The 25641-nt window shown below is 46.4% G+C and carries 22 protein-coding genes; 6 read left to right on the top strand and 16 right to left on the bottom strand.

Going from position 1 to position 25641, the window contains the following annotated elements; all coding sequences use genetic code 11:
• Positions 1-433 precede the first annotated feature (433 nt).
• The 11 genes from G9U52_RS18695 to G9U52_RS18645 all read right to left on the bottom strand — a co-directional run bounded on the left by G9U52_RS18695 (position 434) and on the right by G9U52_RS18645 (position 14533).
• A complete protein-coding gene (locus G9U52_RS18695; RefSeq protein ID WP_166152149.1) occupies positions 434-649 on the bottom strand; it encodes a helix-turn-helix domain-containing protein in 216 nt (71 codons plus the stop codon).
• A gap of 199 nt (positions 650-848) precedes the next feature.
• Complete coding sequence (locus G9U52_RS18690) at positions 849-1169, bottom strand: hypothetical protein (RefSeq protein ID WP_166152148.1); 321 nt, start codon at positions 1167-1169, stop codon at positions 849-851.
• Positions 1170-1225: 56 nt separating this feature from the next.
• Complete coding sequence (locus G9U52_RS18685) at positions 1226-3727, bottom strand: discoidin domain-containing protein (protein ID WP_166152147.1); 2502 nt, start codon at positions 3725-3727, stop codon at positions 1226-1228.
• Positions 3728-4401: 674 nt separating this feature from the next.
• Complete coding sequence (locus G9U52_RS18680) at positions 4402-4785, bottom strand: DoxX family protein (RefSeq protein ID WP_166152146.1); 384 nt, start codon at positions 4783-4785, stop codon at positions 4402-4404.
• A gap of 146 nt (positions 4786-4931) precedes the next feature.
• Positions 4932-6530, bottom strand: a complete 1599-nt coding sequence (locus tag G9U52_RS18675) for a response regulator transcription factor (protein WP_166152145.1) — start codon at positions 6528-6530, stop codon at positions 4932-4934.
• A complete protein-coding gene (locus G9U52_RS18670) occupies positions 6499-8280 on the bottom strand; it encodes a cache domain-containing sensor histidine kinase (protein WP_166152144.1) in 1782 nt (593 codons plus the stop codon). Before G9U52_RS18670 ends, G9U52_RS18675 begins: the two co-directional genes overlap by 32 nt.
• 241 nt (positions 8281-8521) lie before the next feature.
• On the bottom strand, positions 8522-10141 hold the full coding sequence (locus G9U52_RS18665) for a type 2 periplasmic-binding domain-containing protein (protein ID WP_166152143.1): 1620 nt from the start codon (positions 10139-10141) through the stop codon (positions 8522-8524).
• A gap of 332 nt (positions 10142-10473) precedes the next feature.
• Positions 10474-11346: a carbohydrate ABC transporter permease gene (locus G9U52_RS18660; protein ID WP_311764890.1), complete on the bottom strand. Its 873-nt coding sequence runs from the start codon at positions 11344-11346 to the stop codon at positions 10474-10476.
• 12 nt (positions 11347-11358) lie between these two features.
• Complete coding sequence (locus G9U52_RS18655; protein WP_166152142.1) at positions 11359-12321, bottom strand: ABC transporter permease; 963 nt, start codon at positions 12319-12321, stop codon at positions 11359-11361.
• A gap of 98 nt (positions 12322-12419) precedes the next feature.
• A complete protein-coding gene (locus G9U52_RS18650; RefSeq protein WP_166152141.1) occupies positions 12420-13601 on the bottom strand; it encodes a mandelate racemase/muconate lactonizing enzyme family protein in 1182 nt (393 codons plus the stop codon).
• Between the two features lie 98 nt (positions 13602-13699).
• Positions 13700-14533, bottom strand: a complete 834-nt coding sequence (locus tag G9U52_RS18645; protein WP_166152140.1) for an SDR family NAD(P)-dependent oxidoreductase — start codon at positions 14531-14533, stop codon at positions 13700-13702.
• 274 nt (positions 14534-14807) lie between these two features.
• Here G9U52_RS18645 and G9U52_RS40105 point away from each other — a divergent pair, with 274 nt between their 5' ends.
• The gene (locus G9U52_RS40105; protein ID WP_243767421.1) at positions 14808-15050 is read left to right on the top strand and encodes a DUF1801 domain-containing protein; all 243 of its coding nucleotides are present in this window, start codon (positions 14808-14810) and stop codon (positions 15048-15050) included.
• Positions 15051-15151: 101 nt separating this feature from the next.
• Here G9U52_RS40105 and G9U52_RS18635 read toward each other — a convergent pair whose 3' ends face one another.
• Positions 15152-15532, bottom strand: coding sequence for a winged helix-turn-helix transcriptional regulator (locus tag G9U52_RS18635; protein WP_166152139.1), 381 nt, complete (start codon positions 15530-15532; stop codon positions 15152-15154).
• Positions 15533-15766: 234 nt separating this feature from the next.
• On the opposite strand from G9U52_RS18635, the gene G9U52_RS18630 reads away from it, so the two are divergent.
• The 3 genes from G9U52_RS18630 (at position 15767) to G9U52_RS18620 (ending at position 17844) form a co-directional block, all read left to right on the top strand.
• Complete coding sequence (locus tag G9U52_RS18630; RefSeq protein WP_166152138.1) at positions 15767-16123, top strand: DoxX family protein; 357 nt, start codon at positions 15767-15769, stop codon at positions 16121-16123.
• A gap of 427 nt (positions 16124-16550) precedes the next feature.
• On the top strand, positions 16551-17219 hold the full coding sequence (locus G9U52_RS18625; RefSeq protein WP_166152137.1) for an HAD family hydrolase: 669 nt from the start codon (positions 16551-16553) through the stop codon (positions 17217-17219).
• A 67-nt stretch (positions 17220-17286) separates the two neighbouring features.
• Positions 17287-17844, top strand: coding sequence for a GNAT family N-acetyltransferase (locus G9U52_RS18620; protein ID WP_166152257.1), 558 nt, complete (start codon positions 17287-17289; stop codon positions 17842-17844).
• Between the two features lie 90 nt (positions 17845-17934).
• Here the strand turns inward: G9U52_RS18620 and G9U52_RS18615 are convergent, their stop codons facing one another.
• The 3 genes from G9U52_RS18615 to G9U52_RS18605 all read right to left on the bottom strand — a co-directional run bounded on the left by G9U52_RS18615 (position 17935) and on the right by G9U52_RS18605 (position 21365).
• Complete coding sequence (locus G9U52_RS18615) at positions 17935-18897, bottom strand: D-2-hydroxyacid dehydrogenase family protein (protein ID WP_166152136.1); 963 nt, start codon at positions 18895-18897, stop codon at positions 17935-17937.
• Positions 18898-19114: 217 nt separating this feature from the next.
• Positions 19115-20053 (bottom strand): dihydrodipicolinate synthase family protein, encoded by a 939-nt coding sequence (locus G9U52_RS18610; protein ID WP_166152135.1) that lies wholly within the window; start codon positions 20051-20053, stop codon positions 19115-19117.
• Positions 20054-20207: 154 nt separating this feature from the next.
• Complete coding sequence (locus tag G9U52_RS18605; protein ID WP_166152134.1) at positions 20208-21365, bottom strand: mandelate racemase/muconate lactonizing enzyme family protein; 1158 nt, start codon at positions 21363-21365, stop codon at positions 20208-20210.
• A gap of 146 nt (positions 21366-21511) precedes the next feature.
• Here G9U52_RS18605 and G9U52_RS18600 point away from each other — a divergent pair, with 146 nt between their 5' ends.
• Together G9U52_RS18600 and G9U52_RS18595 are read left to right on the top strand one after the other, a co-directional pair.
• A complete protein-coding gene (locus G9U52_RS18600) occupies positions 21512-22312 on the top strand; it encodes an IclR family transcriptional regulator (protein ID WP_166152133.1) in 801 nt (266 codons plus the stop codon).
• A 45-nt stretch (positions 22313-22357) separates the two neighbouring features.
• Positions 22358-23650, top strand: coding sequence for a helix-turn-helix transcriptional regulator (locus G9U52_RS18595; protein WP_166152132.1), 1293 nt, complete (start codon positions 22358-22360; stop codon positions 23648-23650).
• On the opposite strand, the gene G9U52_RS41405 is transcribed toward G9U52_RS18595, so the two are convergent.
• Complete coding sequence (locus G9U52_RS41405; protein WP_166152131.1) at positions 23604-25451, bottom strand: Ig-like domain repeat protein; 1848 nt, start codon at positions 25449-25451, stop codon at positions 23604-23606. The genes G9U52_RS18595 and G9U52_RS41405 overlap by 47 nt on opposite strands.
• Between the last annotated feature and the right edge of the window lie 190 nt (positions 25452-25641).

Below are 25641 nucleotides of genomic sequence, written 5' to 3'. Positions count from 1 at the left end.
ACTCATTTTAACCTATGGTGGGTACGCGTGTATGGTTTTAATTAATCTTTCCTTGAATTACATACGCGATAAAAGGCAGTTACCTCCGTAGGCGATCGTCCCACTTGCCGTCAATCGTCTGAACCCAGCGTTCCAGCTCGCCAAGAGGCGCGGGAGCTAGAAAGTAACGTTATCTCGGCCATGCTGCGACAACCAAATAATCGACATCCAGCTTTTTTTGCATCATAGTTTCGTTCTTCGATAGTTCCTCCGAAGTTGAACTATCGTGCCCGGTAGCTCAATGTTTATTGCAGTGATCGACGGACTTAGCGTAGCATGAATTTGCTGTTTTCCATCGGGGGGCATATTACGCTTTTCTTCCAGTTGACGCAACAAAGGCTACCGGTCAGGATACGGCAGCCTCGTGGTTGTGTTGCTGAGCACTTAAGCTTCATCAGTCTATCGACTCTAACTCATATAAATCCTGTACACGGCACCCGATTGAATTGGCAATTGAGATCGCCGTCTTTAATGGCATCACTCTTTTGTTATCTATATAATCTGAAATGCGCTCTGGTTTGTAACGAAGCTGCCTTGAGAGATCCTCTAAGGCCATATCCGATTCGTTCAAGCGCTCTTGAAGCAGGCAACGACCTAGCTCAATCTTCACCTTACACCCCCTGAATGGCAAAATGTGTATATTATTTATCTTTGCCATTTCGGAAGATTTCAATTCGTTCTTACTATCTATATACGCTTTTTGGAACCTTTGCGGTAGAAGACGCTGTTAACAGTTACTTCTTCGATAAACTCTACTCCACGCTTAGCAAACTCTATCATCGAGCTATCGTTTCCCTTTAGTTCAATGATTATTTGAAATGAAACTTAGAAATCGCTTGTTTTTCAAGTTCATCCCAATTGGGAGTTGCAATGTTTAATTGTTGTTTCAGCTTATCGATCGAATCAAACAAAGCTACAATTTCGCCGAAAGATCCATCTACCCATCTCATAAACGGTAGATTATGAATTATTTTTAGACCATAGTATACAACCTGTCTGTGTTTTTGAATAATGTTAACTTGATTTGCAGGAGTGATCGTATAACCTGATTTTTCTAATATTTGAAACCCCTCGTCCATTACTGATATAGCTAGCTTTAACAGCTTCTTGTCCTTAGATGCTTTTTTCAAATCACCATCGCGCTCTCAACCTTGATTACGCTAAACTCCCATTACTTCAATAGAAGTTAATGGGTAACACTTTGGATTTGTAACAGCAGCATTTTGATATCCGCGGAATCGAATAACCCGTCTCCGTCCACATCTACATCGTAATTACGTTTCTTCAGAAATGCAACGATGTTGTCGATACGAATATGATTGGGATCGGGAAAATCCGGACTAAATACGACGACTTCGTTCTGCACTTTGATGGAAGCAGTCCCAGCAAGCTGGGAACCGTTTGCGCTTTGGATGATTCCCCCTTGAATGTCGACGGTTAAGCGGTCCCATTTAAACAGATTTTCATTTACGGTAAGGTATACCGTATTACTAAGGGAGGAGTCATGGACAGCTTGCATCACCGCAATTGGTTTGCTGCCCGCATGCATCAAAAACGCACCGGGAGCTATCGATTGCGACGCAAGCGGCTGGCTGAAAGTTAATTGGACGGTTTGGCCTGAAGCGTCCGTCTGCGCGAATGTCACAAATACATCTGATTCGCGCGTCACCGTTACCGTGTACGTCTGCGTCGTCATTCCGTCTTGTGCCGTAACAACTATGGTGATTGTGTTGCTACCCACGTTTAAGCTGATCGCGCCAACCGCCGATCCGTTTATAACAGTAGTACCGTTCACTTTCATTGTGGCAGTAGGGTCATACACCGTTGCTGTCACTGTTAAGCTGCTCACGCTGTTCGCCACGCTCGTCGCATAGCTTGCCGTATTGGCATCAAACGACATGTTAAGCGTCCCGCTGGATAGTATCAAGTCGCTGAGATTTGCATTACTGGATCTGGGCGTTGCGCTCAATTCGTTGGAGTAGCTGCTATATCCAGCCGCGTTACTGGCCTTGATCACGAAGTAATAGGTAATACCGTTGGTTAGACCTGTTACTTTGTAATTGTAAGTCAAACCGGTCACTATCGCGACGGGGGTTGAGCCATAAGAACCGGAAGCCGTTCCTTCGTAGACGTCATAGGTCACTGACCCGGAAACACCGTTCCAGTGGAGTGTCACTTGTCCGTCACCAATAGTTGCTGTTAGATTCGTCGGTGCAGAGGGCGCAATTTGGTTCACATTAAGACGTGCCACGTTGCTCGTCGCAGTTGACGTCTGTACGCCGTTGACACCTTTGTTCGTGTTCGTCACCACGAGATAATAGTACGTCGTGCCCTCCGCATTGGTCGGCGCCGCGTACGATGCGCTCGTTGCCCCGCCGATCGCGTTGCCCCCGCTATTACTGTTCGTCGTATTGCTGTACCACTGGTAGCTTAGCGCACCTCCGTCGCTCACACTAGCAGCTGCGCTCAACGTCGGGCTGCTGTCGCCTTCGTTCACCGTTGACCCCGTTGGCTGCGTGTCGAAACTCGGTGTTGCCGCGTTCACCAGTGCATTCACACTCACCGCTACGGCGTTGCTCGTCGCTGTCGCTGTTTGGTTGCCTGTCACGCCATTGTTCGTGTTCGTCACCACGACATAGTAGTATGTCGTGCCCTCCGCATTCGTCGGCGCCGCGTACGATACGCTCGTTGCCCCGCCGATCGCGTTGCCCCCGCTATTGCTGTTCGTCGTATTGCTAAACCACTGGTAGCTTAGCTTACCTCCGTCGCTCACATTAGCGGCTGCGCTCAACGTCGGGCTGCTGTCGCCTTCGTTCACCGTGGATCCCGTTGGCTGCGTGTCGAAGCTCGGCGTTGCCGCGTTCACCAGCGCATTCACACTCACCGCCACGGCGTTGCTCGTCGCCTTTGCTGTACTCACACCGTCGACGCCATTATTCGTGTTCGTCACCACGACATAGTAGTATGTCGTGCCCTCCGCATTCGTCGGCGCCGCGTACGATGCGCTCGTTGCCCCGCCGATCGCGTTGCCCCCGCTATTACTGTTCGTCGTATTGCTGTACCACTGGTAGCTTAGTGCGCCTCCGTCGTTCACATTAGCGGCTGCGCTCAACGTTGGGCTGCTGTCGCCTTCGTTCACCGTTGACCCCGTTGGCTGCGACTCGAAGCCCGGCGTTGCCGCGTTCACCAGCGCTACAGGATCCCCGTTCACTTCAAACTCGTTAATACGTATTACTCCGCTGCCATTTTGGGTAGGCGAAATCACATCCAATTTAACATAGCGCGCCATGACAGGAGTTATATTGCTCGTTACAACTCTGGTTGTATTGTTCGTTACATTGACTAAGGTTGTCCATGTGCTTCCGTCTGTGCTGGATTGAATGTTGTAATCTTTGGTAATATACGTTGAAATCTCTTCGTTATTGGTGAGGATAAATTCACTCACATTATAAGTGGCTCCAAGATCAACCTTCAACCAATCCGCCCCTGAATTACGACACCATTTCGTCGATGTATTACCATCTACCGCTTGTGTAGCCGTCTCACCACCACCGCAGAAACTGCCTGAGCCTGACGTAGCGGTTTTGTTTAACGCCAAATTGGTAAGAGTAACGGCAGAAACAAAGGTTGGGATGATTTCTGCTAAAAGCAATAATATCGTTAAAATCGAGATACAACGCTTGATCATAGTTCCTTTCCCACCTTTTTCTTAAAATTTTAAATATTCAGAATTTTTTATGTACATTGATCCCATCTTGAATTTGAAAATTTATGTATTTACGATCATATTCTTCATTTTATTAAGGCTTTTCATCGTTGGCACTACTTCAAGTCAAAATTAATAACATTAAATATTGTCATTTCCTTCTTAGTATAAATCAATCCGATGACTTAACATAGATGAACAAGTTCATATGCAAAGTATGATTTCCGACATTTCCGACGCTCTTTTTCAAAATTATATGACTTAAGTCATTTCTGTGGTATTCATGCAGCCTCTTGATATATATTCACTAGCATAAATTTTCCTTAGAAAATCGAGAAAACCATTCTATATTTTTATCGCTGTAAGCAGCTAAAAAAAGGAGGAACAAAACGGTTCGTTTTGTTCCTCCTTGCTGCAACTTTCTATTTGGTTTTCCAGCTAAATTTACTATTCAAAATAATTGATAGGTCACTTGTTATATTACTGAATCTGTTGGACATTGAGACCCTCAGCTGAGTTAGTAGTCTTGGGAATGCCTGCATGAGAGGGCACTTGGTTATTAGACCAAGTGCTTTGCCTAGGCGTATGACGTTATGAATATTATTGTGGCTATATTTTGAACATTCAAACAATAAAAGTCAATTCGCTTTATTGGGTTACGAAATGAAGTTACGCACTCTTTCATCCCTTAACCAAATGCCCCACCAAACCAAAACCGCAATATAGACCGGAAACAGGATATGGCTAAAAAGTGGGTTATCCAAGCGGAGATGTGTAGCAATCACTCCACCAAAGTATCCCGTCAGCAATATTGCACCTAGAATAGTTGTACGAGGAATGGCATAAAGAAGGGTCGAAAGAAGTCCGAGAATTCCAATCACAAGAAGATGATGCTCGGCATATCCGAGCACTACTGTACCTTCTACAACCTCGGCAGGCTTAAAGAGTTTCAAGATACTATCAAATAGCATAAATAGAATGGCAAGTCCGCTCATAATTCGCGCCGTCCAAAGCCTGCTTTTCGAGATAATTTTAGTCATTGTTATTCTCCCTTTCTTGTATTAACTTTCATATTCGTTAACTTCAACAAAACACTCCTACCCCCTAATATTACTGACAAGTACATTTTAGCTTAAAAAGTTAACTTTGATTTCTTATAGATTGCTATATTCATGCCGATTGGGCTTCAAAGGTAGGTCTTCCTGAACTTCTGGGGCGGCAAGCCGTACAGTTGCTTAAACAACGTGCAAAAATAACGCTCATTATGAATGCCTACCAGCTTGCTCAGCTGCAAATTGGAGTAATCCTTTTCCTTGAGGAGAGCAAGCGCCTTTTCGATTTTGCGACGGTTCACATAATCAACGAAGTTCTCATTTTCCACTTTTTTGAATAGAGTGCTGAAATAGGACGGTACCAGATTGACATAATCGGCGACATCGTCAAGCGTTAGCCTTTCGGCGATATGCATTTCAATATACTGCTTCGCTTTGGATATCTCCGTGCGCACGGGTGCATGCCTTTGCGACAAGCAGTCTTCGATATATGCCAGCACGCGCTTCCACTGCTCCTCGAACTTTATCGTGTCATCCAGTACATAGGGCATAGGATCGGCAACCAGCTTCCACACGACAATCTTCTGCTTCACATCCTCCATAAACTGGCGGATTAACGCACTCATCTGCGCTTGGGGAATCCGGTGCTCCTCGGCATAATGGGCAATACGGCTAAGCTTTCCTTTCAACTCCTCTAGCTTGGTCTCCGGTAGCAGCTTGTTGGTAATTTCCTGTAACCATTCCTTCATCATTCCCACATCGCCTGGTTGGATGGAAGAAAAGGGCAGCTTGGCGTAGGTATGGCCCTCTCCCCCCAAATAATAGACATCCCCCAGCAGTTCGGATGCTTGCCCAAAAGCTTCAACCACTGTTTCCCACCCATGATGGCTACGGCTGAATCCGACATGGATAATCTGATTCATATATTTTTGAATGTTCACGATCAGCTCATTGCCCAGCTCAATACAGCACCTATGAACCTCGGCTGCATTGTCCATGGAAGGCCAGGCTACAAAGCCGACCATTTGATGGTCTTTGATTTCGCATACAAAGCCTGCGGCTTTAGCCGAAAGGGTTTCCTCGGCAACATTGAGCATTCCGTACCTGATAATATTTTGGTCTGCTTGGCCGTAGCGTTTTTGGAAAAGCGCATAATCGTCAAACTGTATAACGAAACAGCAATAATCAGGTAAAACCGGATTAACCTTCAATTCGTCGCAATAGCGCGGGATTTGCTGCGGCTGGATGCTTCCTTGAAGCAGCGCCGACATAATTTGGCTGCGGAACCGGTACATATGCTCCAGTCGGGAGGTATGAAGCTTGCTCAGCTCATTTTCTTTCGCCTCAATCTCGTAAATGGTTTGCGAAGTACGGTCCAAAGTCCCGAAAATATCGGCCTCGGACAAAGGTACCTTCAAAATATAATCCTTAACATTCATCCGAATCGCCCGTTTGGCATATTCAAAATCAGAGTACGCCGTCAAAATAATGAACACCGTACGCGGCAGCTGATCCTTCAATAGCTCGATCATATCTATACCGTTCATGCCAGGCATCACAATATCCGTCAATATGATATCCGGCTTAAGCTTCATCGCCAGGCTGGCCGCTTCTTGGCCTGAATAGGCTTTGCCAACCAGCTCATAACGCCCTGTATGGCTTTCGAAAAACTGCTCCAAGCTGCGGATAATCAGGTCCTCGTCATCTACGATCAGGCAGCGGTATTTTTTCATCGTCATCAACCTCCTGCTTCCCCGGGTCATTCCATGGAAATCTTGCTTTGACGCAGGTTCCTTTACCCATTTCACTCCTGACTTCCAATCCGTAGGCCTCGCCATAGTTTAACTGTATCCGTTGATGAATATTGATCAGGCCAATCCGTCTCCGTTTATCCGCATTCATTGGATGACCAGGGAGCAATAGCAACTCAAGCTGTAGATTCGACATGCCTGTACCGAAGTCCTCAACCTCAACCTCCACATGGTCGTCATTATAGGAAGCCCGGATAATAATCCGACCTGGAGTGCGCCCTCCACTGTACGCATGAAACATGCTATTCTCCACAATCGGCTGAAGCAGCATCCGAAATACGGGAAAATCGTAAAGCTTCGTCTCAATCTCCTCAATAACTTCAAATTCACTGCTATACCGTATGTTTTGGATAAAAATATAGTCGCGTACATTCAGCAATTCATCACGAAGCGTCACCTTCTCCGCCACATCGCCGATTCCATATTCCAATATTTTAATGAGCGATTTTATTATCGGATCGACGTGCTCTACCATCCCAAGCCTCACTACATTGCTGATCGACCCCAATGTATTGTACAGAAAATGCGGATTGATTTGCGATTGCAGCACCTGGATTTCCAGCTCCCGCTTTAGCTCCTTATTGCTGCGCAAGCTTTCCACCAGCTCCGTAATTTGTTTGATCATCTGGTCAAAGGTCCTTGAAAGCTCTCCGAATTCGTCCTTGCGGTTCATCACTAGCGGGATATCCAGAAACCCTTGCTTAATTAGCTTCATCTTGGTCATAAGATTGCCCAAGGGCTTACGGATAAACCGTGCCAATAAGCCTGCCGTTATCGCACTGAGCAAGAGGCCAATACCTAACAAGCCAAAATAATACGGCTCAATATGCCTTAAAGAGCGTTTCGTTAATGAATCATTATATAAGGTTAAAATTGTCCAATTGTAATGCGAGGCCGGATATTTACGCACAGTCCATTGCCCGCCCTTACCTGACTTGAAGGGAATGACATTGCCGCTATGGGCCAATAAATCCTCGGAGGATAATTCGCCTAGCTGGAAGGTACGGTTGTCTACATTGATTTTGCCGGCATCGCCCAGACTTCCGGCTATCATTCTCCCGTTCCCATCCATAATAACAATACTGACGAGGTCATCACGGTTGATTTGCAGCAGTGTTTTCTCCATGGCATTCAAGTCCATATCCAGCGCGGCAATTGCCATAGGCTGCGAGCCGTGGAGGTAACGGGTCAGTGTCACCGTCCAGCCCGATTGCTTCGAGACATAGGGCGAACTGACGAAAATGCCCAGCTTGTCAGCAGCGGTCTGCTGCAAGAAAATACTGCGTTCCTCGCTTGGATGGTCGAAGGCGGCAGATAAAGGGCTTCCTCCGACAATACCCGTATCGTTTTTGACGACATACACATTGGAAATAAGGTTGAAATTTAATTCGTACAGCTGCTGTAGCTGCGGCTTCATCGTTTCGAAGCTCGGCATGCCCGGCGTATAGGAGGAATCAACCGCCGATAAAATCGTCTGCAAGGAAGAGAAGCTCAGCGTTATGTACTGATCCACCTTGGATGAGATCTGACTAATAAAAAAATCGTTATTCTCACGGATTTCATTCTGGATAAAACGGTAGGAAAGCTGGCTGACGAAGGTTACAGTCCCAAACATAAACAAGAAGCATAGCAAAAATAATTTGAAGGGCATGCTGCTGAACCGAAAGCTCATTTCCCATCTCCCCTCCATCCTTTGTCTGAGCACCATGATCCACCACTGTGGAGCATCTCTTCCACATCATAAAAGAACGCGAGTGCTTTCGCCAGTTTTTTCACTAAAAAAGCAGTCAGTTTAATGAGACAAGGACAACCGCGGAGGCACGAAAAGCTCCCCCGCGGCTGCCCGCTTAATGCCGATACCATCTGTATGGTATCCATAGATAATTATTACTATATCGCTAGCTACGACTTCATTAGGACTTGACGCCGCTGTCAGCCAATTGTTTCAGCACGTCTTCCTTATATTTCTTATAGTTAAATTTGCTATCCAGAGTATTGACGAAATTATCCCAGTTGGCAAGCGGTTCTTTGCCTAGAATGAATTTAAGCAGGTTCTCGTTGACGTACTTAATTCGGTCGTTATATTGGGTATCATTCTGGTCCACCAGCACAAGCGGATTAATTTTGTTAGGCTTAATATATTTTAGGTTGGTTTGGTGATAGCTATCTGTCTTTTCGTAGGTGAAGTTAAAATATAAAGGATCGTTGCCGCCACGAGGTAGATAATAGTTATTTTGCCATTGCCATTTCTGCGCCAATTCCTTATTCGTCATATTTTCCTTCAAACGTGCCGGCTTGCCATCCACCATGTCCCACATCACGCCTTTTTGTCCATAGGAGAAGTAAGGGTGTGCTTCTTTATCGGTATACCAGTATTGCAAAAGCGACATAATGCGTTTGAGCTTTTCTGGATCTTTGGCTGCCTTTTTGGAAATCGCCCAAGAATTGCTTTGGAACTGCTCATAGGAAGACCATTGGTCGCCGTGTGGCCCTTTCATCGGAGCAATCGTTGTCCAATCCGGGACTTCACCGGAAGCATCCTTCATCTTCTGCTGGCCGGCGAGCTCCATAGCCCTCCAATCGCGATAGACGATACCGTATTTGCCAGTCAGCATCTTCTTCTCTAATGCCGTATTATCGTTGGTTGTTACCCAGTCAGGATCAACAACATTGGCAGCTACTATTTGATTCATAAAAGTAAGTGCTTCTTTCATCCGTGGATCGGTATTCGTAAATGTTACTTTACCATCTATACTATCTACCATATTCGGAACCACACCATACATCATCATAATGGCATCCCAGCCAAAGCCGCTGTTACCCGGATTACTAAAGCTGCCATCCTTCAGTATTCCTGTTGCAAACCCATACGTATCGTTCTTTCCGTTTCCATCAGGATCATTTTGTGTAAAGGCCTTCATAACTGCCAATAGCTCCTCTGGTGTAGTGGGCGCTTTCAAATTCAGCTTCGTTAACCAATCATTACGGATCCACCAGCCGTTAATACCATTAACCAGCTCATAGCCAGGTGTACCGATCGTTTTGCCTTTATAGAGCATTGAGCCCCAAGCTTCCTTATCGAAGCGGTTATAAAGCTCAGGATAGCCTTTAATAGCTTCATCCAGATCTGCAGTGATTCCTTGGTCGTAATATTGCACTGCCGTCAGCCGATCTGTCATAAAGATCATATCAGGAATATCCCCTGAGGCCACCATCGTGTTGAGCTTGGGCTTAATTTGATCGGCGGGCGGGACCGTCATTTGCAAATCAATATTTACAGCCTTCTCCAGCATCAGGCGAAGCGGATCCTCCTCGCGGTTAGTTGGCGGCTGATTGCCTGGGTTGAAGCCACCTGCATTGTAAGCCGTGATCGTTATTTTTTTTTCAAAATTAGACCCCGACGCTGCACCTTTATCCGTAGCTGGCGTGCCTGTACTCGCCGCAGGCGCTGGATTGCCTCCACATGCTGCTAAAATCATCGAAGAAGCAAGCAATAATGAAATGGTGGAGCCGACCCTGTTTTTTTTATTCAATTCTGACCTCTCCTTTTATACGCGAATTAGTTAATGATATAAATCATTGTTGTTCATGCTATAAATAAACCGGCAGAGCCGGACATAACCTTGTCCGTCTCTTCGCTCTTGCGTGTTTGAGGAACAGATGGAGCGAAGTGCCGAAGTGTTCTGGAGATAGCGAAGCGGTGCCTTTGTTCCCTGATTTCTACCGATCCATCCCTTATATAATGAAGAAATCGGGGAACAACAGCAATCGGAAGAACATTTCGGCAGTACAGCGGACTCCCACTAATGCTCTAACACTCTAACACTCTAACACTCATCACTCTAACACTCATCACTCTAACGCCTTACCCTTTAACCGCCCCAATCATTACCCCTTTAGCAAAATGCCCCTGAATTAAAGGATACACACAAAGTATCGGTACGGTAGATACAATAACGGACGCCATCTGGATCGCAAGCGAGCTAACCGTTGCATCATTAACCTGCTCCACATTTTGCTGGTTCTGTGAGCTGAGCAGAATATTTCGCAGAATGACCTGCAAGGGCATCAAGCTGGATTTGTTAATGTAAATAACAGCGTCAAAGTAGCTGTTCCAATGCCCCACTGCATAAAAGAGCCCGATCGTCGCGATCGAAGGCAGCGACAGCGGCAAAATAATGCCAAATAGCACCCTTAGCTCCCCAGCGCCATCCACCTTGGCTGACTCCTCCAGCTCAACCGGAAGCTGCTCGAAAAATGCTTTTACCACAACAAGATTAAACACACTAATTAAACCTGGGATAATTAACGCCCATATGGTATTCGTTAGCTCCAAGGTGCGGACCACCATGTAAGTCGGAATCAGTCCCCCGCTAAACAGCATCGTAAAAATCACGAATAGCAGCAAGCCCGACCGGCCTGGCAATGCTCTTTTTGAAAGCACATAGGCGCCTACAACCGTAAACAGCAAATTTAAGGCAGTCCCCACTATCGTTCGAAATAAGGTGATTTGGTAGGCAGGCAATATACCAGACCCGCTACCAAGCACGGATTTATAAGCGCTAAAGGTTACAGCCTCGGGAATGATCACCAGCCCCCGACGGACCACTTCGGCTTCAGACGTTATCGAAATCACAACGACATACAGAAAGGGAAACAAGGTCAGCAAAGCAATCAGAGAGAGCACGGCATAGATGGAGCCCCGAGCCATTTTTTGCATAAAAGTGATATTAGCCACGATGAGCCCCCCTTACCATATTTGTCCGTCAAATTTTTTGGCAACTTTATTTGCCCCTACTACAAGCACGAATGCAATGACCGATTTAAAAACGCCAACCGCGGTTGCCAAGCTTATTTGCATTTGCTCAATCCCTTGGCGGTACACCCATGTATCAATAATATCGGATCTGTCTGCATTAAACGTGTTGGACATCATGAAGATTTGGTCAAACCCGGCATCCAAAACGGTGCTTAACCGGATAATAAACAAAATAATAATAACATTGCGGATACCTGGAAGCGTCACATGCCATAGCTGCCTCCACTTCGATGCACCGTCCATACGTGCTGCTTCATAAAGGCTGGGATCGATTCCAGCAAGCGCAGCCAAATACAGAATCGCCCCCCATCCAATTTCCTTCCAGATGTCAGAGCTAATAATTAACGGTCGTATCCATGCGGATTCCGTCAAAAAGGAGATCGGCTGGAACCCATACTGCTTCATAATTAGATTCACGAAGCCCTCGCCGGGTGATAACAGCGCAACCATAAGCCCATAGGTGATAACCCAAGAAATAAAATGTGGCAAATACGTCACTGTTTGCACGGTTTTTTTGAACCAACTCACCGTCACCTCATTGATCAGCAAAGCCAAAATAATCGGGGCTATAAATCCGAAAAGCAGCTTATACAGCGATATCGAAATCGTATTATTTAATATATCCCAAAAATAAACGCCATCTATAAAATTGCGGAAATTATTCAAGCCCACCCATGGACTATCCCAGAAGCCCAAGCCAATATTGTAGTTTTTGAAAGCAATTAGAATGCCAAACATGGGGATATACTTGAATATAACGAAGTAAAGCAGCTCTGGTAGCAGAAGCAAATATAAAATTTTAAATCGCATGATCCGTTTCCAGCTGCTGCTCCATCGGGATCTTGCTATGGATTTATCGGTAGTGCTTGCCGCAGCCGTTGAATTCATTCTCATCACCTATGCTTCATGATTTTCTTGATGTACCTATTATATATGGGAACGAGGAAGCCACCCTCCAATATTTAAACGGATTACTTCAATATTTCTAGTTGTTAGGCCGTAATCTCCGCATAATCAGTTACAAATTTACGTAGCGCTTGTTCGTCGATTTCCACGCCTAGACCCGGATCTGTGGGTACCTGAATAATACCTTTGTCCATGGTAAATGAAGCCGTCGCGTATTGCTCCGATACCTTCAGCGCATTAGGCTGGTATTCGAAAATAAGGAAATTCGAGATGGCCGCAGAAATGTGGACGGTTGCAGCGACACCTACAGCCTGATGCACACTCAGATGAGGAGCAAAGGACAGATGATGCGCTTCTGCCAAATGGGCGATTCGCATCATTTCGGTAATACCATTGCGGCCCAAGTCGGGCTGCGCCACCTCCAGCGCTCCCTCCGTGATCCAATCACGGAACGTGTAAATCGTCCGCAACGGTTCACCAACGGCAATAGCCGTATCAATCGCGTCTGCCAGCTTCTTATGTCCCTTAATATCCTCGAAGGTGAGCGGCGTCTCAAAAAACAACAAATCCAAATCACCAAGCGCCCTGCCCAGCGAAAATGCTTCCGAATGGGTATATTTACCATGCCCATCGAGCATCAGATCCAGCTTATCCGTAGCATACCGTCCACGGATAGCTGTCAGCATATCGAGATCGGCTTTCTTGCCTTTGCCGAACGTATGGATTTTGATAGCGTCATACCCTTCCTCCACGATCCGGTCAACGCTCTCCAGACGCTCCTCCAGCGTCTTGCCCGGCACACTGGAGCAATAGCAGCGCAGCTTGTCCCGGTACTTACCGCCTAGCAGCATATACACAGGCAGGTTGAACGCCTTGCCCTTAATATCCCAGAAGGCAACATCGAGCCCTGCCATCGCATCGACCAAATAGCCTCCTGTATAACCCCGCTCGCGTAGGGTATCGAGCATTTTGTCCCACAGGTACTGGGTTTCCAGCGGATTCTCGCCAATGACCAGCGGTGCCAGGTGGCCCTTAATCACAGCGGCCGCAACCTCCGGGTTGGTCGGAGCCAGCAGCTCGCCCCAGCCTTCGATCCCCTCATCGGTGGACACCTTGACGAAGATGGTCTCCATATTATCGGAATAAATACAGGAGCGGCGTCCCTCGTTTATAAAATAATCATTTGTAATATAACGCTTCGTATTTGGTGAAGCGACTTTAATGGAAGGAATTTTGACGACAAATACTTCGACTTTAGTAATTTTCATGATAGAGTCTCCATCCTACAATTTGGGATTTACAATAGCTTCGAGCTGCACTCAGCAGCCCTCCGAGCTCTACGCAGCATCAGCTTCCAACCAGTTACTTACGATTCAACTTCGGGTTCAGCCTCCAGCTTATACATACCCGACTTCCAGCCCGCTCGGAGGTCATCTCTCACCATCGCCGACACGGACTGCGACGTCATGCCGCCATCAATTAACAAATCCTGCCCGGTAATAAAGCCGGCTTCCTCCGAGCCCAAAAACAAAACAGCATTGGCGACATCCCTCGCCGTACTGAAGCGCCCCAGCGGATAACAATCAAGTGATTTGTCTGAAAGAGCTGATGCTGAGTTCCGCCTTAGCGTGCCTTCCCTGAAAGTAATGCTTGGCGAAACGCTGTTGACGCGTATTCCCTCAGGTGCCAGCTCAACAGCCAATTGCTTGGTGATTGCGAGCACCCCGCCTTTGGATGCGCTATAGGCACCTAAAGCTGGAACCATCGTATGCGCGTTGACCGAAGCCAAATTAACAATGCTTGAAGGTTGAGAGCTCTTTAGCAGCGGTACCGCATGCTTGCACATCAAGAACAGCGACGTCAGATTAATGTCCAATATACGCCGCCAATCATTTAGATCCATCTGGTCGATTGGCGTCCTTAGTCCCGTCCAGCCTACATTATTGACAAGAATATCGAGCTTGAGCTTGGGCAAGGCCTTCATAAATGTCTCCACCCGGTCCTCATTGCACACATCAAGCTCTACAAATTGAATGCTGCCTCCACCCTGCCCAAGCTCATTGGCAGTTTCCTCACCATTCACCCGGTCCATGTCCACGATGATGACATCGGCACCTTCCTCGATAAAACGAGTGGCAATGCCTTTTCCAATCCCCTTGGCGCCACCCGTAATTAAAGCTGTTTTGCCCTGCAATCTCACACTTTTCACCTCATTGGTATAAGGAAGCTCCCTCTACCAGAATTATATGGCTACGATTTGAATGCATTTAGTATACCGCACAAAAATCCGCAAAAAGTTCAATATTTATTGAAATTGATCCAATATTTAAAGAGCAGGATCATACAAAGAGACTGCCTTTATTCTTGTTCTTGTATGGTGGACGGTGAGTTAAAAGTGGGCGCATATTGGTTTATCCACCTGTGGATCAAATCTCAAGAAAGCATGTATGGAGGTTTGAAAGGAGGCAAGGAAGTTGAAATTATCGGGCCATCAACAAATAGTTGAATATATGAATAATCTCGAACATCCCCTAAAGAAAGAAATAGAGGAGGTTCGAAAAATCATTTTAAGTGCAAATGAACAAATAAGTGAACACATTAAATGGAATGCACCGAGCTTCTGTTTTGAAAATGAAGATAGGGTGACTTTCAACCTGCATAGCAAGGGCTATTTCCGAATTGTCTTTCACAGTGGAATGAAGCTAAAGAGAAAATAGGCAAGGAGCCTTTGTATGAAGATACAACGGGGTTATTGGATTGGGTAGCTGGTGACAGAGCTATAATAAAATTCACCGATATGGATGATGTGAGAGCCAACTTATTTGCCTGCAATTTCATCTATTCTGCTCACGAATGCTTTCACGGATCCTTCTTCCCCATATAATTCGTTCAAATGCTGGATATGTGCCATCCCCCAATCATTCATTTCAAGTAATACAGGCAATAGACCTTGACCGTAAGCTGAAATGGAGTATTCAACTTTCGGAGGGATTTGGTGGTATACCTCTCGAAGAAGGATATCGTGATACTCTAATTCCCTCAATTGCTGGGTAAGCATTTTTTTGGTGATGTCCGGAATAGCTCTTTGAAGTTCGCCAAATCTCATCGTACCTTTTGAATAAAGCTGGTACAGAATGGCAGTTTTCCATTTCCCCAAAAGGACTTCTAACACTTTTTCGTATTTGCAATTAAGAGACATTCCGTATCCTCCTTATGGTATCTTTTTATATACTACGTTTAATAAAAGTGCCTACTTTCATCTAATGATCTTAGGGCTTATTATACGTCTATAACTTAACTTGATTCAAGGAGAAAGCAAAATGAAGTGGGCGTTTGGGTTATTGAAATGCTCGCCGATGTCGGTTTATTATTCGGTTTTGGGAGACTGATAGCGGAGTGTTATTTGTTACTATAAATAGAGGAGTGAGCTTGTATGAATGTAGCTTTATGGGTTGTGCAAATCTTATTATCATTGCTTTTCCTGATGGGTGGCGGTATGAAAGTTTTCCAATATGACAAGACATACAGAATGTGGCCTTGGGTAAGAGACTACTCAAAAGCATTTGTAACATTTGTTGGTTGTATGGATCTTTTGGCGGGTTTAGGTTTAATTTTGCCTCAATTAACGGGAATATTCCCTTGGCTTACACCATTAACGGCACTAGGGGCTTCAGTCATTTTGACTCTGGCCATCGTACTTCATATTAAGAGAAACGAGATCAAAAATGCGATCCCTAATATTGCTTTTTTAGCGCTGGCTATATTTGTAATCATCGGACGTTTCCATTAATAGTTTTAAAGGCATTCAGCAATTTTGGGCGATCCAGTATTTGACGCAGAACTTAATTTTCACTAATTGATTCATACAGTCAATGTTGAAGGCCAACTCCGAAAGCATTTTTCTGTTAAATTCGTTGGTGCTCTCCAAGCCCGCTTTCTCAAATTGCACGAATAATAATCGGGAACATAACGTAATCAGAATGACTAAAGTTAGCGTGATGCAGACTAAAATTCGCACAAGGTTTTTTATTAAAACATGCCCGTTACTCCCCCAGGATGGAATGCTGCCACTATTACGTAGCATGTCATGCCGGCCTATTTTTGCAACCAATTCTCCTAAGTATATGGGAATTAAAGGATATGTGGTAGCTTGCGCGAATATTAAAAAACGGGGAATTTAAGGAACAGAAAAAAGCGGAGCCTATACTGGGGGAAATATGATGAAGGCAATCATCTTAGATTGTTACGGAACATTGGTCAGCACCGGAAATGGTTCAATAACAGCTACTGAACAGATTTTACAAAGAAATCGTATCCAGTTCGATGCACATGAATTTTATAGGCAATGGAAATATATCCATCACACGCTTTGTGCCACTGTTCCGTTCAGGCTCGAAGCTGATGCTTTCCTGATAGGGCTGAAAAAGCTTTATGAAACCCACAATATTGAAGGGAATGCTGAGCAGGATGTGAAGCTGATGCTGCAGACCTTGGGAAGAAGAGAAGCTTTTCCTGAAGTACATGAGGTCATTGCTGAGCTTTCCACCAGATTTCAATTAGTAATTGGCTCCAACAGTGACCACGAGCCTTTATTAGCTGACTTATCTCGAAATACCATACATATCCCTACTGTATTTTCATCTGAATCACTATGCGCCTACAAACCAAATATTGAATTTTTTGCAAAAATGTTAGCTCAGCTATCTTTGCAGCCAGAAGAAGTTTACTATGTGGGCGATTCTCAGATTGATGATATTCTAGGATCAAATAAACTGGGGGTCGAAAGTATATGGATAAACCGAAAAAAAGAAACATTATTTGATGGCATACCGAAACCAAAATTCGAATGCAAGGATTTGACTGGCTTATTAAGCATACGTACGTAACAATGATTGCAGACGCTAAAGCTCTCAAAAAGAGATATCAAAGCTGAGGAGAGGATAGGTGATTTCCTTGAAGATAGAGGATATATTCGGTGATCTCGCAACATTGGAGACTGATAGAACCGTTATAAGAAAGCTTAAAATCGACGACTTGCCCGACATGTATGCCTACTGTTCAGACGATGTGGTTTCCCAATATACCACATGGGATACCCATCAAACATTGGACGATACAAAACGTTTTATCGAGTTTGTATGGAAGGCCTATAACAACCATGAGGTGGCTCCCTGGGGAATTGAAGACAAGCAAACCAGCAAGCTTATTGGAACCTGCGGATTTGTATATTGGAACATCGCGCATTCAAGAGCAGAGCTAGGCTATGCGCTCTCCAAAGACTTTTGGGGTCAAGGGCTGATGTCGGAGGTTGTAGGCAAGATCATAGACTTTGGATGGAAAAATATGAATCTAGTAAGAATAGAAGCTAGATGTCATCTGGCTAACATCGGGTCCGCGCGGGTAATGGAAAAATCGGGAATGGTGTTTGAAGGCATATTACGCAAGCATTTATATACTAAGGGCGAACATCAGGATGTCAATATGTACGCCATAATTAGAGAGGGTGTTTAATCTAGTTGCGTTTGCATCTATCAAAGAAAGCCCACACGTTTTTAAGCGTTGTGGGCTTGTACAATTACAGCATGTAATCCTTATTTATCATTAGGAAAGTGTACGGATAGGCTCCCCCGCCAAAAAGGCCTGAATATCCTCCACGATATGCTTATAGAAGGTATCATAGTTTTTGTGTGATACGTAGCCAAGATGCGGTGTGGTTAGAACATTCGGCAGCGTTCTGAAGGGATCATCCTGCGGCAAAGGCTCCACCTCAAATACGTCGAGTCCCGCACCGGCGATCCATCGGTTCTCCAGCGCATGGACCAGCGCCTTCTGGTCGACAATCGGAGCGCGGGAGGTGTTGATGAGATATGCGGATGCGCGCATGCGCTTCAGCTCATCGGCGCCAAGCAAGCCGCGTGTGCGATCACCCAGCACAAGATGGATGGAGACGAAGTCGCTGGTTTCCAGCAGCTCTTCTTTAGACGCTGCCAGATGCACGCCTGCTTCATCGGCGCGCTCTTGGGTCAAGTTCTGGCTCCATGCCGTCACCTCCATGCCAAATGCCAGGCCTATCCGCGCCATCCGGCTGCCGATCTTGCCAAGCCCGAGCAGCCCTAGCCGCTTGCCGCCTAGATCCATCCCGATGGTGCTTTGCCACGGGCCATTCGCGCGAATCGCATTATGCTCCTGCACAATATTGCGGGCAAGCCCAAGAATCAAGGCCCAGGCCAGCTCTGCCGTAGACTCGCTGCCCGTTGTGCCACAAACCACAACGCCTTGCGCAGTCGCGGCGGCGAGGTCGATGGAGGCATTGCGCATCCCCGTTGTGACCAGCAGCTTCAAGCGAGGCAGACGCGCAAGCAGCGGCGCCCGAAAAGGCGTGCGCTCACGCATAATAACGATGATATCGTAATCATTAAGCATGTTAACAAGTGTATCCTCTTCATCAACATGCTCATTAAAGACAGTAACCTCTACCTGGTCAGCAATAGCCGACCAATCACCCATGTCCAGTGCAACCTGTTGATAATCATCCAATACGGCGCAGCGAAGCTTGCTACTCATATGTGCATCCTCCTTCATTTGGAAAGCTGGATAGCTTTTATTCCAGTTTACCATATTCTGGCCCTAAAACCGTCCGAAAGATCATTGAACGGCGCTCTATTTTTCTTAAGCTTCTTCTCGTTATAATCGCACCCTCGCCGCCTTATCCTGCCGCCCGCACAAAAAGCCAGCCCTCCTGAGAGAACCGGCACCTTGCATTTTTATGAAACGAGAGCTTTTATACCCTCAACGCCTTCACTTCATTCCATCTCAAAGCGAGCAGATCCAGATCCTTCAGCGTATCCAGCGCTTCTTGGCGGATGCGTTCATCAATTGGGGCATTGGGGTTACGGACGTAAGCGGATTCAATCACACCACCCATTCGCAGTACTTCCTTATGGATGCTCATCGCATAACCAGGTAGTGTCCCAATTCTCATAAACGGCAAGTATTGATAAAAGGTTCGGCGTGCTGTCTCGACATCCCCTGATTTGAAAGCTTGATAAATGGCTACGCATACCTCCGGAAATTCGCAAGCAGGCATCGTACCCACAGCCCCCCGTCCCAGCTCTTCATAGAAATAGAGCCCGTTCATCCCACCAAATACCGTCAAACGCCCTTCCGATTGTTCCAGCACCTCGGTTACCTTCAAGGTTGTTGGCGGCGCCTCCACTTTGACGTAGGCGATGTTCTCGAAGTCTTTGGATAAACGTGCCAGCAAGGCTGCTGGCATATTGACGCCGCTCGCAAGCGGGGCATCCTGAATCATGATCGGAATATCGACCGCCTTCGCTATCGCGGCAAAATAATCATAAAGCCGCTTTCCATCCGGCTTCGCCATGTACGGAGGCAGCACCATTAAGGCATCTGCGCCTGCTTGCTCTGCACGCTTGCTTAATTGCACAGCTACCTCAAGGCCGGTATGCCCACTGCCAAATACAAGCGGAACCTGTCCCTTCACTTCATCGACTACAATTTCGGCGATTCTCGCTTTTTCATCGTCCAGCAAAGTGTACATCTCGCTTGCCATACCGAATAGAGCGATCCCATCCACCTTAGCATGCAGCTGGAATTTCACAAGCTCGCGCAGGCTGCTTTCGTCTACTTCACCCGTAGCTGTGAAGGGTGTGGCCAGAATCGGGTAAATCCCTTCTAATTTCACATTACTTTGTCCCATCGTGTGTAACCTCCATTTATATTTATTTGGACTTAACGCTCAAACCAGTGCATGAACAGTATGGAGCCCCTGACCATCTCGCGGATGAAAGAGCTGAAAAAGCTCCAGTTAATTGATTTAAAAATCCATCAAGCCTTTATTTGTTCATCATTTGCTATATGTCCATCATCTGCCGCAGCTGGTCTTCATCGATTTCCACGCCCAAGCCGGGGCCCTCCGGGAGCAAATAATAGCCTTGCTCGCAAACAATCGGCTTCTTTAGCAACGGATTAACGGCATCGAGCACGGTTGGCTGATACTCCAGAATTAAAAAATTGGAGATCGCCGCACTGCAATGCAATGTAGCTGCGATACAAATCCCTTGCCCTACGCTCAAATGGGGAGCGATAGGAATATTGAACGCCTCGGCCATGTTCGCGATTTTTCTCAGCTCCGTAATTCCTGTGCGCCCTACGTCCGGCTGCAAAATGTCGCCTGCCCGCCGTACTAACCTATCTTTAAACTGATAACGCGTCCGTTTGGCCTCTCCAATCGCCACTGCCATGTCCAGCGCGCGGGCAATCTCCGCTGTTCCCTCAATATCCTCAGGTACCGTTGGCGCCTCTAGAAACTCGATATCGAGCTTTTCCAGCTTGCGTCCCAATTGGATCGCTTCGGAAACGGTATATTGCCAATGAACATCGATCATTAGCCTGAAATCCTCGCCCAGCGCTTCACGCATATAAGCGGCTATCTCTGCATCTTCACGAACGCCGAAGCCCAAATGCAGCTTAATAGCCTTAAAGCCCTTGGCCTTCCATTCAAGCGCAAGCTCGATGCGCTCCTCCTTTGTCTGCTTCGGAATGCCCGATACATAAGCAGGAAGCTTGGTGCGGTAGGCTCCACCTAAGAGCTGGTAGATCGGCAGCTGCACCGATTTACCGAGAATATCCCAGAGTGCTACATCAATCGCTGTAATCGCATCGACCATAAAACCACTGAAATACCCGCGCTCTCTCATGCTGTCGTACAGCTTGCTCCAGATGACATCGATATCTCTGGCATCCATGCCAATTAAGAAGGGCTTGAACAGCCGCTCTATAATCTCGCCTGTTACCTCTGGGCCAACCGGTGCTAAAGCCTCGCCCCAGCCGTAGATGCCACTCTCCGTAGTGATTTTAACCAGCAGCGTTTCCAAATGGCGGGAATATATCGACCGGTACTCTGGCTTTAGGTAATAATCATGTTCCTCTCGCAATGCGCTGGAGTTGCCCAAATATACAGGGCCATTCTGAAATTTTAGCGGAAACACTTCAATGCTCTTGATCAGCACACAATAACCTCCTGCATTTTAAGATTTCCTATTTCATAATACGCAATTAGATTGTATAATGCGATGTATGGGTAGTTCAATAGAATATTGTTATGAAAATAGAGTACTTTTTTTGGATTCCACATCTTAAACATGGGGGAATGGTCATGAAACAGGAACAGCCTACTGCTATTTTAACGCAAAGCGTTACGCGGGCACTCAGCATCTTATCGTGCTTTACAGATGAACAACCGGAGCTGCGAGTCATTGATTTTGCCAAAAAGCTTGAGCTCACACAAAGCAACGTTTCCCGTCTGCTGACGACGATGGTGACACTCGGTTATGTAGAAAAGGATGAATTCACCGGATTTTATAGGCTCGGAACGGAAATCATTTCACTTGGGGGTACTGCTCTCAACCATTATGAAATTCGCAAGCAGGCACTTCCCGAGCTTCATGAATTAGAACGGGAGCTAGGGCTTGGCGCCAATCTGGCTATTCTTAACGGAAATCAGATGTTTTACCTAGCGCATGTTGACAGCCATAAAGCACCGCGGATGTACACGTTAATCGGCCGCAGAAATCCGCTCCATTGTACAGGCATCGGCAAGGTACTGTTGGCCAATATGGACCCGAATAAGGCAACTGAGCTTATTTATACAGAAAGCTTCCTTTCATTCACGGACAAAACCATAACCGACCCTGCCCTACTGGAGGAACATCTTGAGCAGGTACGCAAAAAAGGCTACGCCACCGAGATTGAAGAGCTCGCTCTCGGAAGAGCCTGCATTGCCGCCCCTGTAAGGGGGCGCTCAGGCAAAGTGCTCGGGGGCATTAGCCTATCCGGACCCTTGTCCGAAATCAGGCTGCCTAGCCGGGAGCAGGAGCTGGCTTCGATATTAATCGAAGCGACCGACCGCATTTCCATGAAAATGGGGTATATTACCGCCAACTTCAATTTGTATTAGTGTGCGGATAACTGTCACTCACAATCGGAGAGGAGGACGACCCGTATGTACAAGGTTCTTATTAGGGATGATGAGTCGATTGCCCAAGCGCCAAAGCCGGAGCTCGCGGTGCTAAGAGAGAACTTTTACAGAATTGCCGTCCGTGACCGCCAGGATAAGCTGAGACCTGGAACTGGAGTTAAGCTCCAGATCTATGGCAGCAAGCATCAAATTCTATACTTTCGTGGCGACCAAAGATATAGCACGCAAAAAAATGACCCCAAATTGCAGGGTCAGCTCTTGAAATATTCGGTTATTAATATTATAGAGGAAGTGCTGGGCAGGGAAACCGCAGCGGATGTAGTTGAATTAGAGGAAGACGGCTATATGGCCGTATGTGCGGTTGGTGAGGGCTGGAATGACACAATCGCGCTGCTGCTGGCGCGGGAAATCCAACAGGCGCTATTGCGGTTCTTGAACCATTCCGTCTCGATCGGCATTAGCAGCCGCATGAATGGCTATCAGCACTTCCATGCCTGCTATAATCAAAGCATCACGGCATTGGAGGGCAAATTTTACGATGGGCATGGCTCGGTTCATTTTTACTCGGAGCTTGCTTCTACAGCTTCAGCCCCCTCCTCTCCTCCATTTCATTCGTTATTGGAGGAGTGTGCCCTTATCGAGCAACTGAACAGCTTTTCCTTTGAGTCCGTCCGTTCCCAAGCAATCGATTTTATTGAGGAGATACGGCAGGCAAGAAGCTGCTCCCCAAGCGATTTTAAGGCCATGTTTATGGAGCTTGTCATCCCTTGGCTCCAGCTATTTAAAAAATACGGAGGAACGATCAAGGATATCCCCTCTGTCAGCCCTTATGAGCCGATTCATCAGCTCGAGACGCTTGAAGATATTACTAATTGGTATCAAGATTACACCATCCAGATGGAGGAGCAAATTCGCTTTTTATTCAAAGGCATCCGTTCCAGGGAGGAGATCGAGAAGGCCAAACGTTTTGCCGAGAAAAACTATGCCCAAGAAATCAGCATTACTGATGTGGCGCAGCATATTGGGCTTAACAGCACCTACTTTAGCCATTTGTTTAAAAAAGAAAGTGGGGAAGGCTTCCATGAATTTCTGACCCGTCATCGCATTCTACAGGCGCAACGACTCTTGCGCGAATCCCCGAAAAATATTAATGAAATATCCGGAGAGGTCGGTTATAACGATGCCGCCTATTTTCGCAAAATATTTCGCCAGCAGCTCCAGATGACACCAACTGAATACCGTGCCCAGTTTCCGGAGTTATCCACTTCCATTAGGAGGTTACAAAAACAGGCTCAATCTGGAGCAAAATCTCCCTAACATCCTCAGCATCGAATTTCCCGTCATGGTTGCTGTCATACATCGAGGAAATTTTCAAAAGAGCCTGAGCAGCGCCCAATTTCTCTGCGGAGGAGCGTGTTACAAGTATGGAATACGTCTTTTTGTTCACACCGTCTTGAGCCGTAACTTCAACTGTAATAAGGTTGCTCCCGACATTGAGATTCACCGGAATGCTCGCTTGCCCGCTAATTACACTAATGCCATTAACCTTTACCGTTGAACCATTACCCGTTGCTGTAGGCGTTACCGTTACCTGATAAACACTATTAGACACCGTAGAGGCGTATAACAGTGTGCCACTGCTGAAAGCTGGAGATAACCCGCCACCGCTACCACTTAACACTAATCCGCTAAGGTCGGTGTTATCCAATCCTGCACGTGTCACCACAATCGTATAAGCGGTTTGTGTCGTCCCATTCTGGGCGGTCACGATAATCTGCAATGTATTTGTACCCACGGCGAGGTTGATCGGTGTGCTGATTTGCCCATTGGCTAACAGCGTGCCAACGTTCCCGTTTACTTGGACAGAAGCAGTGGCGTCTTCTAAAGAAGTAAGCACCGTTACCGCATTAACCAAGTTGCTTACTGTAGCTGTGTAGGACAAAGTACTTGCTTGGTAAGGCTGATTCAGAGCCATTCCTTGCAGCTCAAGCCCGCTTAGAACAGCATTACTTCTCAGATCGACTTGTATAGAAATAGCGCTTGAGGTGCTGCTCGAAAAAATCGCATCCCCTGAATATTCAGCGGTTATCGTATGCACGCCTGCTGGCAGCATTGAAGTCGAATAGGTTGCTTGGCCTAGTGATACGTTTGTTATTCCTAACACATTGCCGTCTTCCTTAAACGTAATCGTTCCTATTGGCGGACCAATAATGGGTATCACATCTATTCCGATAGGAGGATCCCCATTTGGAGGACCGGACGCCCCGATAGGGGGAACTTCACCTGGCACCGTGACTGTAGCCGTAAGCGTAACGGTTTCTCCATACACTACTGTGCTATTGCTGGAAGCTACGCTTACCAAGGACATGATAGGGTTCACCATATGTGTGTATGCGGCGGACGTACTGCCCATATGGTCATCATCCCCTGCATATTCGACGGTTATCGAATGCGCGCCAGGAGCTAACGCTGATGTTGTCACAGAGGCAGAGGCAGTCGCATTCTCAAAGTCGGCCCAAGGTACTACGATAAAGCTGCTGCCTTGTCCCCAAAAGGTAATCGTCTTGGCGCTCGTATCAACAGAAATCTGCCACAAATACCGGGCGCCTGTTTTTTTCCACTGCTTCACGATATTGCCTGAGCTATCATAAGCAACAATGCCCATAGCGTCCCCATTATCATTATAGCTGTGTGCCCAGTACGTATAATCGCCCCATTGCAGAACAGGGCAGGTCGTTGATCCCTCACTGCCCGGTCCCGAATGACAGCTCACTTTCATATCTCCAGGCATGGGAGGATGTTCACTGGCGAGCGCAATACCTACCGAAGGCGTGTTGCTCTGCAAGGTCGCACTTCCCAGATCTGCACTCCCGTCCTTAAAGGTTACTGTGCCACTCGGCGTAATCCCCCCTGATGCAAAATCCGATACAGTAGCCATAAACGTTACAGAATCCCCGTAGGCAGATGTATCCGAAAAGCCGGAAATCGTCGACGTGGTTGTATTCAGGGCATAAATAGGATTGGAAAGTACAAAAACAAATAGTGCAATAAAGGAGACAATAACTACTGCTTTCAATCGTGTTGCTACTAGTGTTGCTACTAAATGAAGCCTATTCACATTTCGAACCCCTTTACATAATCGTTCATACCATTAATCATACAGTACCCTTATAGGAAAATGCAGAAAAATTAATAATCAAAAAAAAACGATCTTAATAGTTCATCTTCCGAAATTCGGGTATTCATATTCGTCCATCTCACTTAAAATATACAGCTTTTTTCGACAAAAGTCATTGGTTTTTCTTTAT

Origin of the sequence: Paenibacillus agricola, assembly GCF_011440305.1 — a bacterium.
GTDB classification, from domain to species: domain Bacteria; phylum Bacillota; class Bacilli; order Paenibacillales; family NBRC-103111; genus Paenibacillus_S; species Paenibacillus_S agricola.
This window is presented reverse-complemented; position numbering and strand designations above follow the sequence as displayed.